This is a genomic window from Amycolatopsis sp. WQ 127309, from assembly GCF_023023025.1.
GTDB lineage: Bacteria > Actinomycetota > Actinomycetes > Mycobacteriales > Pseudonocardiaceae > Amycolatopsis.
The window spans coordinates 1,002,086-1,018,463 of record NZ_CP095481.1 but is presented as its reverse complement, the minus strand read 5'-3'; the positions used below and the strand labels follow the sequence as shown (position 1 = coordinate 1,018,463).

Annotated in this window: 16 protein-coding genes; 6 read left to right on the top strand and 10 right to left on the bottom strand. The window is 69.0% G+C overall.

Annotation, left to right across the window (positions count from 1 at the left end):
* Nucleotides 1-84: 84 nt before the first annotated feature.
* From MUY22_RS04245 to MUY22_RS04220, 6 genes are read left to right on the top strand one after another with little or no spacing between them, the layout of a single operon-like run.
* On the top strand, nucleotides 85-1,263 hold the full coding sequence (locus MUY22_RS04245) for an FAD-binding oxidoreductase (RefSeq protein WP_247057254.1): 1,179 nt from the start codon (nucleotides 85-87) through the stop codon (nucleotides 1,261-1,263).
* A gap of 43 nt (nucleotides 1,264-1,306) precedes the next feature.
* Entirely contained in the window at nucleotides 1,307-2,938 is a 1,632-nt protein-coding gene (locus MUY22_RS04240) for a thiamine pyrophosphate-binding protein (RefSeq protein WP_247057252.1), read from the top strand.
* Complete coding sequence (locus MUY22_RS04235; protein ID WP_247057250.1) at nucleotides 2,935-4,965, top strand: hydantoinase/oxoprolinase family protein; 2,031 nt, start codon at nucleotides 2,935-2,937, stop codon at nucleotides 4,963-4,965. The genes MUY22_RS04240 and MUY22_RS04235 overlap by 4 nt, the downstream gene beginning before the upstream one ends.
* Complete coding sequence (locus tag MUY22_RS04230) at nucleotides 4,962-6,662, top strand: hydantoinase B/oxoprolinase family protein (protein ID WP_247057248.1); 1,701 nt, start codon at nucleotides 4,962-4,964, stop codon at nucleotides 6,660-6,662. Before MUY22_RS04235 ends, MUY22_RS04230 begins: the two co-directional genes overlap by 4 nt.
* Nucleotides 6,662-7,447, top strand: a complete 786-nt coding sequence (locus MUY22_RS04225; RefSeq protein ID WP_247057247.1) for an SDR family NAD(P)-dependent oxidoreductase — start codon at nucleotides 6,662-6,664, stop codon at nucleotides 7,445-7,447. Before MUY22_RS04230 ends, MUY22_RS04225 begins: the two co-directional genes overlap by 1 nt.
* A gap of 10 nt (nucleotides 7,448-7,457) precedes the next feature.
* Entirely contained in the window at nucleotides 7,458-8,138 is a 681-nt protein-coding gene (locus MUY22_RS04220) for a GntR family transcriptional regulator (protein WP_247057245.1), read from the top strand.
* On the opposite strand, the gene MUY22_RS04215 is transcribed toward MUY22_RS04220, so the two are convergent.
* The 10 genes from MUY22_RS04215 to MUY22_RS04175 form a co-directional block, all read right to left on the bottom strand.
* Nucleotides 8,128-9,672, bottom strand: coding sequence for an NPCBM/NEW2 domain-containing protein (locus tag MUY22_RS04215; RefSeq protein WP_256475985.1), 1,545 nt, complete (start codon nucleotides 9,670-9,672; stop codon nucleotides 8,128-8,130). The two genes, MUY22_RS04220 and MUY22_RS04215, sit on opposite strands and share 11 nt — an antisense overlap.
* Before the next feature lie 18 nt (nucleotides 9,673-9,690).
* Nucleotides 9,691-10,737, bottom strand: coding sequence for a site-specific integrase (locus MUY22_RS04210; RefSeq protein WP_247057241.1), 1,047 nt, complete (start codon nucleotides 10,735-10,737; stop codon nucleotides 9,691-9,693).
* Between the two features lie 231 nt (nucleotides 10,738-10,968).
* Complete coding sequence (locus MUY22_RS04205; protein WP_247057239.1) at nucleotides 10,969-11,211, bottom strand: AlpA family transcriptional regulator; 243 nt, start codon at nucleotides 11,209-11,211, stop codon at nucleotides 10,969-10,971.
* 23 nt (nucleotides 11,212-11,234) lie between these two features.
* On the bottom strand, nucleotides 11,235-12,896 hold the full coding sequence (locus MUY22_RS04200; protein WP_247057236.1) for a replication initiator: 1,662 nt from the start codon (nucleotides 12,894-12,896) through the stop codon (nucleotides 11,235-11,237).
* Nucleotides 12,893-14,476: an FtsK/SpoIIIE domain-containing protein gene (locus MUY22_RS04195; RefSeq protein ID WP_247057234.1), complete on the bottom strand. Its 1,584-nt coding sequence runs from the start codon at nucleotides 14,474-14,476 to the stop codon at nucleotides 12,893-12,895. Before MUY22_RS04195 ends, MUY22_RS04200 begins: the two co-directional genes overlap by 4 nt.
* A 332-nt stretch (nucleotides 14,477-14,808) precedes the next feature.
* On the bottom strand, nucleotides 14,809-14,958 hold the full coding sequence (locus MUY22_RS49685; protein ID WP_371827579.1) for a hypothetical protein: 150 nt from the start codon (nucleotides 14,956-14,958) through the stop codon (nucleotides 14,809-14,811).
* 101 nt (nucleotides 14,959-15,059) lie between these two features.
* Nucleotides 15,060-15,386: a helix-turn-helix domain-containing protein gene (locus tag MUY22_RS04185; protein ID WP_247057232.1), complete on the bottom strand. Its 327-nt coding sequence runs from the start codon at nucleotides 15,384-15,386 to the stop codon at nucleotides 15,060-15,062.
* Nucleotides 15,370-15,609, bottom strand: coding sequence for a helix-turn-helix domain-containing protein (locus MUY22_RS49680; protein WP_371827654.1), 240 nt, complete (start codon nucleotides 15,607-15,609; stop codon nucleotides 15,370-15,372). Before MUY22_RS49680 ends, MUY22_RS04185 begins: the two co-directional genes overlap by 17 nt.
* 62 nt (nucleotides 15,610-15,671) lie before the next feature.
* Nucleotides 15,672-15,959 (bottom strand): AMED_5909 family protein, encoded by a 288-nt coding sequence (locus tag MUY22_RS04180; RefSeq protein ID WP_247057230.1) that lies wholly within the window; start codon nucleotides 15,957-15,959, stop codon nucleotides 15,672-15,674.
* Complete coding sequence (locus MUY22_RS04175) at nucleotides 15,952-16,254, bottom strand: helix-turn-helix domain-containing protein (RefSeq protein WP_247057228.1); 303 nt, start codon at nucleotides 16,252-16,254, stop codon at nucleotides 15,952-15,954. Before MUY22_RS04175 ends, MUY22_RS04180 begins: the two co-directional genes overlap by 8 nt.
* Nucleotides 16,255-16,378: the final 124 nt, after the last annotated feature.

Sequence of the window (16,378 nt, the reverse complement as noted above, 5' to 3'; positions counted from 1 at the left end):
TCCGCGCGCGGAGCGTCGCTGCCCCGGTGGGCCGACTCTACGCGTTCGGGTGCCACCGGTGGATCACGTTCTACATTGGCGAGTATGACCGTCCGCGGCGCCGGGGAAACGTCTCTGCCACAGTTCGCCGAAGTCGTCGTGATCGGCGGCGGGGTGATCGGGGTGAGCTGCGCGTTCCGGTTGGCCGAGGCCGACGTCGACGTCCTGCTGCTGGAGCGCGACGGCCTGGGCGGGGGCTCGACGGCGAAGGCCGCGGGCGGCATCCGGTCGTCGTTCACCAAGCCCGTGAACGTCGAGCTCGGGCTGCGCGGGCTCGCGGAGTACAGCGCTTTCCGGGAGCGGTTCGGCGTCGAGATCGACTTCCGCCGCGACGGCTACCTCTACCTGATCACCGACCCGGCGGACGTGCCCGCAATCGGACATTGCGCGGAGCTGCAGCGCGCGCACGGCGTCCGGAGCTACCTGCTCGACCCCGCGGAAGTGCGGGACGTCCTCCCGCTGCTCGAGCCGGACGGCGTCGTCGCGGCGCTCTGGTCGCCGGACGACGCGAAGGCGACGCCGGACGCGGTCGTGCAGGGCTACGCGAGAGCTGCGCGCGCGTGCGGCGCGCAGCTCCGGACCGGCGTCGAGGTCACCGGGGTCGAACGGGACGGTGACGCTCTGACGGGCGTCCGCACGACGGCGGGGTTCGTGCGGACCGGCGCCGTCGTGTGCGCGGCGGGCGCGTGGTCGGGGCGGGTCGGCGAGCTGGCCGGGCTGGACCTGCCGGTGCGCCCGTTCCGGCGGCAGGTCGTCTTCACCGGCCCGGTGCCCGGATTGCCGGAGTCGGTGCCGCTGGCCATCGAGCTGCCGTCGGCGTTCTACTTCCACCGCGAAGGTGCAGGCCTGGCGATGTCCTTTTGCGAGGACGACGGCTTCCCGGGCTTCGGCACCCGCTACGAGGCGGGCGAGTGGCTGCCGCGGCTGGCCGAGCTGGCCGGGCGCCGGATCCCCGCGGTGCTGGACGCCGGCATCCGCACGGCGTGGGCGGGGTTGTACGAGATGACGCCGGACCGCAACCAGATCATCGGGGAAAGCGTCCTCCTGTCGCGGTTCTTCTACGCGACCGGCTTCTCCGGCCACGGCTTCCAGATGGGCCCGGCCACCGGCGAGCTGGTCCGGGACCTCTACCTGGGGCGACCGACGTCGGCCGACGTCGCCGAGCTGGACGTCCGCCGGTTCGCGGCGGCCGGTAGCGCACCGGCCGAGCACCACATCGTCTAGGGCCGATTGCCAGATCGTTCAACGATCTGGCAGTATCCGGGCCGTGGCTGTGAGTGGTGCGCGGGAGCTGGCGGACGCTTTGAAGGCGTTGGGCACGGAGATCGCCTTCGGCCTGCCGGGAGTGCACAACCTGCCGTTGTGGGAGGCGTTCGCCGAGGCCGGCATCAAGATCATCGGCGTCCGCCACGAGCAGACGGCCGGGTACGCCGCCGACGGGTACGCCCGCGCCACCGGGAAGCTCGGCGTCGCGCTGGTGACCACCGGGCCCGGCGCCGCCAACACGCTCGGCGCCGTCGGCGAGGCCATGGCCTCCGCCGCGCCGGTGCTGATCATCGCCACGGACATCCCCTCGACGCTGCGGCGGCCCGGCGTCGTCCGCGGCGTGCTGCACGAGACGTCGGACCAGCAGGCCATGTTCGCGCCGATCACCAAGGGCGGCTTCACCGTCCGTGCGGCCGACCAGATCGGCACCACCGTGCACCGTGCGGTCCGGCTCGCGCTGCAGCCGCAGAGCGGGCCGGTGTACTTCGGCGTGCCGACCGACTACCTGCGCGAGGCCGTGCCGCACCGGCGGTCGCCCGCGCCGCACCGCAAGCCCGACGGCGACGTCCCCGACCTCGCCCGGGCCGAAGCGCTGCTGTCCGACGCGCAGCGCCCGCTGATCTGGGCCGGCGGCGGCGCCCTGCGCTCGGGCGCGGGCGAGGCCATCGGCGCGCTCGCCGAAAAGCTGGCCGCGCCGGTGATCACCACGTTCGCCGCCCGCGGCCTGCTGCCGCTCGACCACCCCTGCCTGGCGCCGAACCCGGTGCACACGCCGGAGGTCGGCGAGCTGTGGGACGAGGCCGACGTCGTGCTCGCCATCGGCACCGACTTCGACGGCCTGATGACGCAGAACTGGCTGATGCCCCAGCCGCCCACGCTCATCGCGATCAACGTCGATGCCGACGACGCCGCCAAGAACTACCCGCCGGACCTGACGCTGGTCGGTGACGCGCGCGCGATCATCGAGCGGCTGCTGCCGAAGCAGCGCGACGGCCTCGACGACATCACGCTGCGGCTGGCCGGCATCGGCCGCCGGGTGCGCCAGCGGATCCGCGACGAGGAACCGCAGGCCTACGACTTCCTGTCCACTTTGGACGAAGTGCTGCCGATGGACGCCGTGCTGGTGTCCGACATGTGCGTCGCCGGCTACTGGGTCGGCGGTTTCCACCGGGTGCGGGCGCCGCGCAAGCTCGCCTACCCGATGGGCTGGGGCACCCTCGGCTACGGCTTCCCCGCGTCGCTCGGCGCCGCCGCGGCGGGGGCCGGCCGCGCCATCTGCATCACCGGCGACGGCGGTTTCCTCTACGCCTGCGGTGATCTCGCGACGCTCGCGCAGGAACAGCTGCCGGTCACGGTCGTCCTGGTCGACGACGGCGGCTACGGCATGCTGCGTTACGACCAGGAGCAGGAAGGCGTGCCGCGTCGCGGGGTCGACTGGGACAGCCCGGACTTCGTCGGCCTGGCCCGCTCCTTCGGGGTGCACGCCGACCGCGTCTCCGGGTTCGGGCGCGCGTTCCGGCGGCTGCTCGGCGAGTTCGTCGAGTCGGACGAGCCGAACGTGCTGGTGGTGAAGGCCAAGCTGAAGCCGCCGCTGAACACGTCGCCGCGGTGGTACCGGAAGACCGCCGGATGAAGGTCGGTGTCGACATCGGCGGCACGTTCACCGATCTCTGCGCGGTGGACGGTACCGGGATCGTCGCCGTCGGCAAGGTGCTGACCACGCACGACGAGCCGGCCCGCGCGGTCGAGGAGGGCCTGGCCGCCCTCTTCGCCGACGCCGGGATCGCCGCGAGCGACGTCGAGCAGGTCGTGCACGGGACGACGCTGGTGACCAACGCGCTGATCGAGCGCAAGGGCTCGCGCACGGCGCTGCTCGCGACCGCCGGGTTCCGCGACGTCCTCGAAATGCGGCGCGAGCACCGGTACGAGCTGTACGACCTGCTCATCGAACTGCCCGGGCCGCTGGTCCCGCGGCACCTGCGCTTCGACGTCCCGGAACGGATCTTCGCCGACGGGTCCGTCCACATCGGACTCGACGAGGCGTACGTCGCAAGGCTTGGCCGTGAACTGGCGGACCGGGGGATCGACGCCGTCGCGATCTGCTTCCTGCACGCGTTCACCAACCCGGCCCACGAGCGGCGCGCGGCCGAGGTCCTCGCCGACGTCGCGCCCGGCCTGCGGGTCGCGCTGTCGTCGGAGGTCGTGCCCGAGATCCGCGAGTTCGAGCGCGCGTCGACCACGGTCGCGAACGTCTACGTCCAGGACCTCACCGAACGGTACCTGCGCGATCTCGAACACCGGCTGCGCCGGCTCGGCGTCGCCGGCGCGCCGCACATCATGCTGTCCAACGGCGGTCTGGCCACTGTGGACACCGCGGCCCGGTACCCGATCCGGATCCTCGAGTCCGGCCCGGCCGGCGGCGCGATCGCCGCCGCGTCGATCGGCCCGGCGGAGCTGCTGGCTTTCGACATGGGCGGCACGACGGCGAAACTCTGCCTGATCGCCGGCGGTGCGCCGCTGGTGACGCACCAGTTCGAAGTGGACCGGAAGTACCGGCTGCTGCCCGGGTCCGGCTTGCCGGTGCAGGTGCCGGTCATCGACATGATCGAGATCGGCGTCGGCGGCGGGTCGATCGCCCGGATCGACGCGCTGGGGTTGCTGACCGTCGGCCCCGATTCGGCCGGGTCCGAACCCGGGCCCGCGTGTTACGGCCGCGGCGGCACCGAACCCACGGTCACCGACGCCGACCTGGTGCTCGGCTACCTCGACCCGGATTACTTCCTGGGTGGTGGGATGACGCTCGACGCGTCGGCGGCGCGTGAAGCGATAGGTCGCATTGCCGAAAAGCTGGGCGTCAGCGTCGAAGAAGCCGCGTGGGGCATCCACACGAGCGTCAACGAGGACATGGCGAACGCCGCGCGCGTGCACGCCGTCGAACGCGGGCAGGATCCCGCGAAGCTGCCGATGTACACCTTCGGCGGCGCGGGCCCGGTGCACGGCGTCGGGGTCGCCCGCGCGCTCGGGGCGCCGTCGATCGTCGCGCCGCCGGCCGCGGGGGTGCTCAGCGCGGCCGGGTTCCTGACCGCGCCGCTGGCGTTCGACTTCGTCCGGTCGGCCCGCGCGGCCGTGCTCGACCTGTCGTGGGGCCAGGTCGACGCGCTGTTCGCCGAGATGGAGGCCGAGGGCGCGGCGCTGCTCGCGAAGTCTGGTGTGGACAGTGTGACGCACCGGCGGATCGCCGAGATGCGATATTCCGGGCAGGGGTACGAGATCCGCGTGCCGGTCCACGACGGCAGCTGGCCGGACACGCTGATCGACGAGTTCACGCGCACCTACCGCGCGCTCTACCGGCGCTCCGGGCCCGACGTCGGCGTCGAGGTGCTGAACTGGCGGGTCGTCTCCAGTGGCCCGGCCCCGGACGTCACGCTCCGCCTGGCCTCGGCCGAGTCCGCGGGAGATGCGCACAAGGGCAGTCGGAAGGCCTACTTTCCTTCGGCAGGTGGATTTGTCGACACGATCGTCTTCGATCGGTACCGGCTCGAGCCCGGTGACCGTGTCGATGGTCCGGCCATCGTGGAGGAACGCGAGTCCACTGTGGTCGTCCCGCCCGGTGCCTGCTGCGTCGTCCGAGGTGACGCGGGGCTGGAGGTGACAGTGTGACGGTCGATCCCATCGTCGTCGGGCTGTTCGCCAACCGGCTGCACTCGATCCTCGCCGAACAGCAGAACGCGCTGGTCAACACGGCCTTCTCCGCCGTGGTCCGAGAATCGCTCGACCTGGCGTGCGCGGTGTTCGACTCGCGCGGCGAGATGATCGGCCAGTCCGTCGGCGGCACGCCCGGCCACATCAACGCGATGGCCACCGGCATGCACCACTTCGTCGCCGCGTACCCACCGGAGCAGCTCGAACCCGGGGATGTACTGCTCACCAACGACCCGTGGCAGACCGCCGGGCAGATCAACGACATCACCGTCGCGACGCCGGTGTTCCGGGCCGGCCGGGTGGTCGCGTGGTTCGCGTCGTGCTGCCACGCGCCCGACATCGGCGGCCGGCTGGTGTCGGCCGAGGCGCACGAGGTCTTCGAGGAAGGCCTGCGCCTGCCGATCCTCAAGTTCCTGCGCGCGGGCGAGGTCAACACCGACCTGGAACGGCTGATCCGCGTCAACGTCCGCACGCCGGAGGAGACCATCGGCGACCTGTACGCGCAGGTCACCGGCAACGAGGTCGGTGCCGCGAGCCTGGTCCGGCTGCTGGACGAGTTCGGGCTCGACACCCTCGACGACGTCGCCGCCGAGATCATGAACCGCTCCGAGAAGGCCCTGCGGGACGCGCTGCGGGAGCTGCCGGACGGCACCTACACCAACGAGATCGTCACCGACGGCTTCGACGACGAAGAGATCGTCCTGCGTGTCACGGCCACTGTGGACGGTGACGAGATCCACCTCGACTTCGCGGGATCGTCGCCGCAGAGCCGGCGCGGGATCAACGTCGTGCTGAACTACACCCGGGCGTACGCGTCGTTCGCGGTCAAGGCGGCGATCGCGCCGGAGGTGCCGCACAACGCCGGCTCGTTCCGGCCGGTGCGCGTGACCGCGCCCGAGGGTTCGGTGCTGAACTGCCTGCCGCCGGCGCCGGTCGCGTCGCGGCACCTGATCGGGCACTTCCTGCCGTCGCTGCTGATCGGCGCGCTGCCCGGCGCGGCGATCGCGCCGAGCGCGGACGCGCTGTGGATGACCATCTGGCGCGGCCCCGGGTTCATGCTCAACGTCTTCCAGACCGGCGGCATGGGCGCGCGGGCGGCCAAGGACGGCCTGAACACCACCGGCTTCCCGAGCGGGCTGCGCTCGACGCCGACCGAGGTCATCGAGACCATGGCGCCGCTCGTGCAACGCTCCCGGGAACTGCGGGTGGACTCCGGCGGTGCGGGACGCCGGCGCGGCGGCCTCGGACAGGTGACCACGATGGTGGCACGCGACGTGGATTCCTGGAGCGTCAACGGGAACGTCGACCGCGTGCGCGCGGCGGCGTCCGGTGTGGACGGTGGCGGCGCGGGCTCACCCGGACGGTTCGGCTTGCGCGGCGGAGCCGACCTGCCGGCGAAGAGCCGCGTTACCCTCGCCGCGGAGTCCGTTGTGGACGTCACGCTCCCCGGCGGTGGCGGTTACGGGCCGCCGCGCGAACGGCCGGTGGCGGCCGTGCTCACGGACGTCGTCGAGGGGTACGTCTCGGCGGAGGCGGCGCGCGAGGTGTACGGCGTCGAAGTGCGGTACCTCGGGAAGGCGGACACACTCGTCCGGCTGCCCGAGGACTACGTGGTGGACGAAGAGCAGACAGCACGACTGAGAGCGGGTAAGTGATGGGTCGGTTGGCCGGCAAGGTGGCGGTCGTCTTCGGCGGCGCACGGGGCATCGGCCTCGCCACGGTGAAGGAGTTCCTCGCCGAGGGCGCGACGGTGTTCGCGTCGGACATCCGCGAGCCCGCCGAGACGCTGGAGGGCTGCCAGCACTCCATAGTGGACGCCACCGACGAGGACCAAGTCGGCGCGTTCGTCGACGGCGTCGTCGCCGAGACCGGCCGGATCGACGTGCTGTTCAACAACGTCGGCATCCACCTCGGCAAACCGCTCGTCGACACGACGCTGGCCGACTTCGACCACATCTTCGCGCTCAACGTGCGCGCGGCGTTCCTCGGCACCCGCGCCGTGCTGCCGCACATGCTCGAGCGCAAGGCGGGCAGCATCGTCACGACGTCGTCGAACGGCGGCGTGATGGGCCGCCCGGGCGACCCGGTGTACAACGCCACCAAGCACGCGCTGGTCGGGCTGACCAAGTCGATCGCCGTCGCCCACGCGCACCAGGGCATCCGCGCCAACACGGTGAACCCGGGCGCGATCGACACCGACATGCTGCGCGGTACGCTCGCCTCGGCGGAGGAGTTCGAAGCCAAGCAGCACCAGCTCGTCGCGAGCACCCCGGCGGCGCGCGTCGGCGAGGCGTGGGAAGTCGCGAAGGCCGTGGTGTTCCTGGCCAGCGACGAGTCGCGGTTCGTCAACGGCGTCGTGCTGCCGATCGACGGCGCGAAGGCCGCGGGGGCGATGCCGGGGAACCGGTACAGCCTCGACTTCGAACTCGGCGTCAGGTAGCGGAGTTCCGATGTCCACTGTGGACGCATCGGGGCTGGAGCGCGAGCGGCACCTGCTCGCGCGCAGCGGCACGGCCGAGCGGGTGGCCGCGATCCTGCGCCAGTACATCACGGACGGCGTCTTCGCCCCCGGTGAACGGCTTTCCGAGCCGGTGATCAGCTCGGCGCTGGGCGTCTCGCGCAACACGCTGCGCGAGTCGTTCCAGCTGCTGGCCCACGAACGGCTGGCCGTGCACGAGCTGAACCGCGGCGTGTTCGTGCGCGAACTGACCACAGAGGACATCGAAGACCTCTACGTCGTGCGCCGGGCCACCGAATGCGGTGCCCTGCGCCGCGCGGCCGAGCGATCCACTGTGGACCTGACGGCGGCCGAGGGCGCGTTGCGGAGCGGCCGCGCGGCGGCGGCGGCCGAGGACTGGCCGGCGGTCGGCACCGCGAGCATCCACTTCCACCAGGCGCTGGCCGACCTCGCCGGCAGCGAGCGGATCTCCGCCACGATGCGCCAGGTGCTCGCCGAGACCCGGTTGTTCTTCGTGCTCAACGAGAACACCCGTGAGTTCTACGAGCCGTTCCTCGACTGCCACGAGCAGATCTTGGAAGACCTGCGCTGCGGCCGGTTCGACGTCGCGGAGGCCGCGTTGGACCGCTACCTCCGCGACGCCGAAGCCTGGCTCATCGACCTCAGCAGGTGACCGTGGCGTTCGCCCAGTCGGCGTGGTCGTTGGTGTTGCCGTCGCCGCCGTCGTCGACCGACAGCTCCAGCACCTGGACGCCGGAGAGCTGCGCGGTCAGCGGCCGCGCCTGGTCGCCGGGGTGCATGACGCCGGTGGCGGCCAGCTCCTTGCCGTCACCGAGAATGCGGAACCCCGCGCTGCCACCGGAGTTCTCGTCGTCCAGCCCGACCAGCGCGCTGACCGACGTGCAGCCGGCGCCGACGTAGATCCGCACGCTCGACGGCGCGTGGGCGCCGATCCCGTCGTCGTAGCCGGTGCCGGCGATGGTGATCTTGTGGCCGTCACCCGCTTGGGCCTCGCCGTTGCTCGTGCCGCGTTCGACCGGGCCCCAGCCGTTGTCGGACGACATCCACGGCGCCTTCGACAACGCCGTCGTCCCCGCCGCCGGCCGCGAGACGAGCGGTGACGTGCCTTCCGACGTCAGGTCGCGCTTGCCCCACAGGGTCAGGTAGCTCGCCTTCGCGGTGAGCGTGACGTGGTCGCCGGCCGGAGCCGCCGGCTTGAAGGTGACCTGCTTCTGCCAGGACTTGCCCGGCAGGACGACCGGCACCGTGAACGAACCGGGCCCGTCCAGCTTCCAGCCCGCGGGCGCCGTGACGCTGGTGCGGACGTCCGCGATCGGCGTGCTGCCGTCGTTGGTCACCTTCAGCGTCGTGGTCAGCGGCCGGTCGGCGGGCACGTAGTCCGGGCTCGGCAGGGCCAGCGTCGTCAGCGGTGCGGCCGCCGGGTGGGTGGCGGGCCAGACGCGGAACACGGCCGAGCCGTGGGAGGGTACGGCGGCGCGGACAGTGCCGGCGGTCTCGGTTTCGGTGCCGCTCCAGAGGTCGCGGACGCGGTAGTCGCGCGCCTTGAGGCCGAGGTCCTTCGCCGTCGTGCTCATCGCCGCCGTCGCGGAACCGCGGTTGAACAGCACCACCGCGGCCGAGCCGTCGGACATCGGCTTGGCCCAGACCTCGGTGTCGCCGTCGTCGCGGATCTTGTGGCCCTGCGTGCCCGCCCAGTCCTGGTCGAGCGCGATGACGTCCTTGTTCTCCAGGATCTTCTTGGTCGCGGGCGACATCGCGGGCAGGTCGTTCCCGGCCAGCAGCGGTGCGTTCAGCAACGCCCAGAGCGAGAAGTGCGAGCGGTACTCGGCGTCGGTCATGCCGCCGTTGCCGACCTCGAGCATGTCCGGGTCGTTCCAGCCGCCCGGACCGGCGTACTTCTCCAAGCCGACCTGCTGGTCGAGGATGCCGGTCATGCTGCCCCAGTTGTCGCTGATGTCGCCGGTGGTGCGCCACAGCTGCGCGCCGGCGTCGCGGCCCCAGGTCCACGGGTCGTTCTCGCCCCATTCGCAGAGCGCGTAGACCATCGGGTGACCGGTCTTCTCGATCGCTTCGCCCATCTTCGTGTAGCGCTCGATCGCGTCGCGGCCCTCGTTGTTGCAGTTGTCGTACGAATGACACCGAAATGTGCTCTGACCTGGGGATCTCGCCCCGCCTGGATGGGCTATCAGTAGCTCAGGCCGTCGTCAGGCCGTCAGGCCGTCCCCACGGCGATTCTCCGGGCTCCGGCGCGGCCTGACCAGATCATCGATCGCATCCCGAGCCCGGTCGAAGCTGGAGGGCATGAGGTGCGTGTACACCTTGAGCGTGAACGCCTCCGAGGAGTGCCCGAGAAACGCGGCCAACGCTTTGATCGACACCCCGCGTTCGAGCATGGCTGAGGCGAACAGGTGCCGCAGCGCGTGCATCCCATCCTCACGGTTTTCGTAGGACAGTCCGGCTCGCTTGAACGTGGGCCGCCAGATGACGTTGCAGAACGCCTGCCGCGTATACAGCTCCCCAGCACCGTTGACCATGAGCACGTTCACCGTCTCGAACTCTTTCGAGTCCTGCTCTGCCCATGGCAGCGTGACCGCTACTGGCGGAAACTCCTCCATGTACGCGTCGATTTCGTCCAGCACGCCATATCCCAGTGGAATCACCCGGGTCTTGTGCCCTTTAGGAAGTTTGAACTTTCGCACCCCGTTTAGCATGACCATCTGCCGTGTGCAGCGGTATTCCATCCGTTCACGGTCGATGTTGTCCGGGCTGAAGGCGAAAATCTCACCCTGCCGCAGCCCGAGGCCGGCCCCGAGCGTAGCGCACGGCTTGTGTCGAGCCGGTAGTGCCAACTCGACACGGTGAAGCCGAGACTCCTTCCACGGCGTCACCTTTCGCGCCACAGGTACCGGAGCCGTGACCGACTTATCTCGGCACGGGTTCTTTTTGATCCTCCCATCGGCGGCGGCAGCATCAAGGATTGATGACACCAGGTCGAACACCTGCCGCTGGTAGTTCACTGAAATCGGGTTGTCCTGATCGGCCATCCATGCCAGCCATTTCCGGATCACCTCCGGGGTGGTGAACGACCGCAGCAGCTTCCGTCCAAGAAACGGAATGACCTGACTTTCCATTCGGGATTTGATATTAGCCACGGTAGACTCGTCCCTGGATCGGCCGGCCAGCACCTCCCATGCGTATTTGCCGAACTGAACCTCACCTGCCCTCGGGTCCGCGTAGGTACCGTCGTACAACGCGTTTCCATTTTTGTCAGATACTTCTGCGCCTCAGTCAGTTTCCCGTCCGGAAACGAACGGGACCGCTCGATCTTGTCCGGGTCCAGATAACGGACCTTGTACCGCAGCCCCTTCCCGTGCAGCTCGGTCCGCTCCTGCACTGGCTTGTTCTTCTTGTTCAGCACAACGTCACCAGTGACCGGGTCGACCTGGTCCCGAAACCACCGGTCCTGAATGTGACCCATCCTCTTACCCCTTCCTCATCATCGGAATTTCCGAAGCGTCATCCTCGCCAGAATCGCTCAGCTCGACTACCCACGCCCGCACCACCGCCGGGTCATACCGGACGTGCTTACCCAGCTTGATGAACGCAGGGCCGTATCCCCTCAATCGCCAATCCCGCAATGTCTTCTCCGGAATGCCGAGAAAAGCCCCCAGTTCTTCCGGCCCCCACAGCCCTTCCAGCTCCACCACCCGAACATGCACCGTCATCCCCGCCTCCCCTCGCTGCTTGGTCAGGCCGCCTCCACGGTCGTCGTCGCAGTTGCCGAAGTTTCCGGACCTGGTGGATCAGCAGCGGCCAGCATCGCCCGCGTGTACTCCGCCTGCCACGTAATCCGCTCCGCGATCGCCCGCATCACCAGATGATCCCGAGGCGGGCAATGCGTGTCCCCGGGCTCGACCTTGCGCCACACGAACCGATCCGGAGCCGGTTCCGGCTTGACGATTCCGACCGCCGCCAACGCCGACAACACGAACCCCCGCCGATCCGCCTTGTGCTCAGCCACCGTCTTGCCCGACCACTTGCGCGACACCAACACCCGCCGACCCGGAAGCCCCAACGTCGACCGGCGATGCGCACGCCCATTGCAGTGCCCCGGAGTCGTCTTCCCGTTCGCTCCCTTCGGATTGATCCCATACAGCAGCCACACCGCACAGCGCGGCGAACACGGCGTCACCGCCAAGTGGGCGTGCAACAGTTCGTGGTGATCCCGCTGACCCAAGGTGTCGGCGTCGACGACCTCACCCGTGGACTTCGTCAAGTACTTCGTGAGATAGCCGATATGCCGGCCAGCTTCCTCCGTCCCACCGAGGATGCCCTTGGAGTGCACCTGGGCACCGAACCTCACCACGTGCGCCGGTTCGGTCACCGCCTCCACCGCGTCATCCCACGACGTCAGCGCCTCCCGCGTCTCCGGGTCCACAAAGGAACGACTATCCGGGTCCCACAACGGTTTCCGGTCCGTGTAGACCAGTTCGTCATGAGCGGGCCACCACACCTGATGGTAGGTGGCTTCGGTGACCAACCGGATGGTGTCGTGCGAGATCGCCCCGCGCAACGCCGTGTGCAGGTGCGGAGCGGCCCGCTTCTGCGGCTCCACCGTCGCGAAGTACTGCACATCCCAGCCCACGACACGGCGCAGGTTCTGCCACCACCGATCCACCAGCGCCGCGAAGTGCACCGCATCCCGAGCCGCCCGGCGATAGTCATAGCTCGCCGGGTCAACCGGGGACCCATCAGGCCGGACCCGGCCGTAGGTGTCACAGGTCAGCGTGACAAACATCGACGGCCGGAACTTCCCCGCGAACTCCCGCCCCACCGTCGTCTTGGCCACCTTCCGCCGAGGCAGGTTCGGAGCGTCCTGCCGCCGCTTCGTCGACCGCTTCACCGCCTTCCGGTCCGGCACGTCGAGCGCGGGCAGGCGCCCCGTCATCCCCGACTCCCGCAACTCGACGTCTACAGTGGCCACTTCGGCGCGCAGTTCCTCCGCCTCCGCCTCATCACCGGCTGCCACTACGTCCCGGTAGTGCCCCGCCAGGTCAGCCCGGTAGGTCAACAACTCGGTTTGCGTCTCCGACGGCTTCTCCCGGGTGATCACCGGTTCTTCGGTCAGGTGCCAGCCTTCCCGGCATTGGGCCTGCCGCAACGCTTTCGCCTTCCGCGCACACGGCAGACACACCGACTCCACAGCGGACCCACACGGCACCGGGACGTAGCGGACCTCCCCGGTTTCGGTGTCCCCGACTTCCATCGTGAACGGCCGGACACACACCCCGTGCTTCTCCGCCGTCGCCTTGACCACGTCAGCGGCCAGCGCGCCCCGGACCCGTTCCACCGGGGACGCCTGACCCGATGCCGGCATGGCCCCGACCTGGGGATCTTCCGTGGTGGTCATGCCGACCTCCCTTCGCCCGCGCGCCGATCGGCCAGGTTGACCACCTGGGCACCACCGTTGGTGACGTAGTGCTCCAACTGTTTGATCGTCTGATCCGGCACCCACCCAGCACGGACCCGCAGGGGTTCGCGGATGCCTTCGCCCCAGACGTAGCCGACACCCGCCGCCGACTCGGGGATGCGGTTGGCCCACGCGCCCCGCTCATACGCGCCGTCACCCATTACCATCGGAACCTGCGTCCTCGACGTAAGCCGCATGGCGATCCGCCGGGGCAGCAGCTCCCGCACCGGAACCGTGTCCTTCGTCGGCTCCTGCACATACCCCCGCACCGTGAACCCCAGCGCCCGACCTTGGGTGGTCAGGATCGCCAGCTTCTCCACAATGGACTCACGGGTTTTGCGGTCGGTGTACTTGGTCAACGCCCCGATCTCGTCGAACTCCAGCAGCTCCACCGGATACTCGGCCGAGATCGGCACCTCACGCGTGTTCCCGGCAAAGACACGCTTGCGGTTCTCCAGCTCATCCAACAGCGCGTCCAAGACCTCCAAGGCCTCTTTCCCGGACCGGCCGTAACGGGCGAAGATCCCACGCCCGTAGGACAGCTCCATGGCCTTCGGGTCAATCCCCGACACCCGGATAACACCGGCCCGGATCGCCGACGCGGCCGCGACCAGAGGGCACCACATCACCGAGTTCTTCCCCGACCCCGTAGCCCCGGCCACCAGCGTGTGAGACCCCGTGCCGACCAGCGGGAGCCGCCACGGCTTGCCATACTCCGTCGACCCCGCATAGACGGCCCGCAGATCCACCCCGGTGCCATCGACCGCGACCAGGTCCGGCACTGGCAGGCACGTCACCGGCGAGGCCAGCAGGTCCCGGCGCATGTAGTCGATCGACACGACGTCCGGTTCCAGCTCGCGAATCTGGCAGCGGGTGACCTTCCGAGCCACCGCCAGCGCGCGGGCCGCCTGGTCGAACTCCTCGGGGGTCTGGCCGGCCACCAGCCGAACCCGCACCTCATCCCAAGAAGGACCGGAACGCACGGACAGCAACTTGGGCACCGCCACCGCATCGGCGCGCTTCTCACTGCGCGACACCGAATTGCGTCGACGCCCGATCAGCGACACCGTCACATCCACCGGCACCGAGGCGTCCCGGACCACCAAGCCGCAGGCGGTCAGCCAGCCACCGAGTTTCTGCCCGTACAGCGTCCACCGCAGCCACCACGAGCGCACCCACCGGCCGCACCACTGGTCATAGCCCACCGCGTCCAGCCGCCACCAGACGAGCTGGACCAGGCCCAGCACCGCGACCGTGATGGCGAGAGACACCCAGCCCAGCCAGTGCCACCAGGCCCACGCGGCCACCAAGGTCACGCAGGTCCGCCTGTGCGTGACCAGTTGCCGAACAATCCAGCCCACTGCCTGCAGCAGGCCCCACAGCGCGATCCCGACGACCGCCACGGCCGCCAGCAACTCGGCCAGACCGGCCAGGGCACGACCGATCTTCGCCAGGACCCACAGCAGCACCGCCAGGCCGCCGCCGACCAGCGTCACCATCATCACCGCGTGTGCGTTCATCGGCGACCACCCCGCACCCCAGCACTCGGCAGCACCAGCAGCAGCGGCAACATCCCCAGGCACGGGGCACAACGGTCCTCGCCCGGCAGCAGACGGGCGAACCTCCTACATTTCGCGCAGCGCATCCGGGTGACCCCGGTTGACGGGCGTTGGTTGTCATCATTTATTGTTTGCATTGTTCGCTTACTCCAGTGAACAGGCGCAGAACCGGAACAGGTTGGTAGCCAGGGGCCGGTTCTGCGCTTTAACAGGTCGATTGTGCGCGTGAGGACGCGTTTGTTTATCGCACGTCCTCACGCGCGGAATTGTCGATATTCAGTTACGCTTGCGAATCAACGACCGAAGATCTTGTTCTCCTCTCGCTCGATCTCCTGCACCACGCACAGCCACAGCGACGACGGCGACACCCCGAGAGCGCTCGACAGGTGCAACATGACCTTCGCGTTGCGCAGCTTCCGGTTTCCGTTTTCCAGGTTCACCACGTGCGATTTGGACAGACCCGCCCGTAGTGCTATCGCCTCAGGGCTCTGCCTCAGCTCTTGGCGTCGCGCTCGCAGCCAATTCCCGACCGGCACCCCGCCACTCACCGGTCCTCCACCGTGCGGAAGTCCCAGACAGCCCGGATTACCAGTTCCTCCCGCGACAGGCGCAGCGCGTCCGCGATCCGTACCGCCGTCTCCATCTGAATCAGAGCCCGCCGGCCTGTCTCCACTGCCACCAGTGTGTCTGTCGAGGTACCCATCCGTATTGCCGTCGCCTTCTGCGACAGTCGGGCACGGGTGCGGTGCCAGCGAATCCACCCGCCGACCATGCGCGTATCCGGCACGGGCAGCGTCTCCTCGGGTCCGGCGCAGACCATCCACGTCGATCCTGCGGACAGCGCAACCATCGAATCAACGTCGCTCGTCATCGAAACCCCTTTCAAACTCGCGAAGGGCCAGCAGCGCAGGTACTGCCCGGTCAACACCGAACGCGTCCGCCAATGCGGCTACGTGTGCCAGTGACCACGATTCCCGCTGCGCATAGACCATCGCGTAGATCGTGTTCGTCGACACCCCCGAACGCCTCGACAGCTCCTTGTGCGACCACCCGTGTGCGGCACACGCCCTGTCCACCCACACACCGAACCGCATCGGCGGGACCGTGGGAAGCCACACCGCAAGCGGGCGACGACCCGGACCGATACGACTGTCCATCACAACACCTCCCCGTGGCTCGACTCGCCGTCGTTCGGTGTGACCTGGTAGTCCTCTTTCCACTCCGGACGCTTGGTCAGCCGCTCCACACACCGCAACTGAATACCGTGACAGGCCAACGCTTCCCACTTGTGGGCCGGGTCGGTCTCAGCGATCGCGGCGAACATCCGGGCGTTGTAGCGGTGAAAGTCCACCCACTCCGCCCACGGCGTCTCCCGGCACGGCATTCGCCGCAACAGATCCGCTTGAGCGTCACGCAGCTTGATCGGAAACCTGGTGTCATTCACTGTTCGGCCCGCGCAGCCCGGTGTGGTGAAACTCCATTTCGCTGGTCACCCATTCCAAAAACTGCGTGCGCGGTACCTCCAGGCCGTCAGCGAGACTGATCAACATCCCTACTGCCTTGACCGTACGTCGACCAGTCTCGATCAACGACAACGCTCGAATATCAATACCAATCTGGTCCGACGCCTCCCGCTGCGTCAGACCGCGCAGATGACGCACTCGCGTCACCAGCACCCCGACCGGCACGAACGTGCCCGCCTCCACATCCTCAAACAGCACCCGTTCGCACTCCGCCATCACGCACCCCGGCCGTCCGGACGAGGCCGACGCACCGGCGACGGACCACGACGAAGCGGTGCCGCATCACCCGAAACGACGGGAGAATGTCCCGGCAACCCACGCGGATCGTGGTCGGTGAACC

Coding starts and splice junctions, on each gene's coding strand:
- MUY22_RS04245 (WP_247057254.1), top strand. CDS start 85: ATGACCGTCCGCGGCGCCGGGGAAACGTCTCTGCCACAGTTCGCCGAA.
- MUY22_RS04235 (WP_247057250.1), top strand. CDS start 2,935: ATGAAGGTCGGTGTCGACATCGGCGGCACGTTCACCGATCTCTGCGCG.
- MUY22_RS04225 (WP_247057247.1), top strand. CDS start 6,662: ATGGGTCGGTTGGCCGGCAAGGTGGCGGTCGTCTTCGGCGGCGCACGG.
- MUY22_RS04220 (WP_247057245.1), top strand. CDS start 7,458: ATGTCCACTGTGGACGCATCGGGGCTGGAGCGCGAGCGGCACCTGCTC.
- MUY22_RS04205 (WP_247057239.1), bottom strand. CDS start 11,211: ATGACGGTGCATGTTCGGGTGGTGGAGCTGGAAGGGCTGTGGGGGCCG.
- MUY22_RS04200 (WP_247057236.1), bottom strand. CDS start 12,896: ATGACCACCACGGAAGATCCCCAGGTCGGGGCCATGCCGGCATCGGGT.
- MUY22_RS04195 (WP_247057234.1), bottom strand. CDS start 14,476: ATGAACGCACACGCGGTGATGATGGTGACGCTGGTCGGCGGCGGCCTG.
- MUY22_RS04185 (WP_247057232.1), bottom strand. CDS start 15,386: ATGACGAGCGACGTTGATTCGATGGTTGCGCTGTCCGCAGGATCGACG.
- MUY22_RS49680 (WP_371827654.1), bottom strand. CDS start 15,609: ATGCGGTTCGGTGTGTGGGTGGACAGGGCGTGTGCCGCACACGGGTGG.
- MUY22_RS04175 (WP_247057228.1), bottom strand. CDS start 16,254: ATGGCGGAGTGCGAACGGGTGCTGTTTGAGGATGTGGAGGCGGGCACG.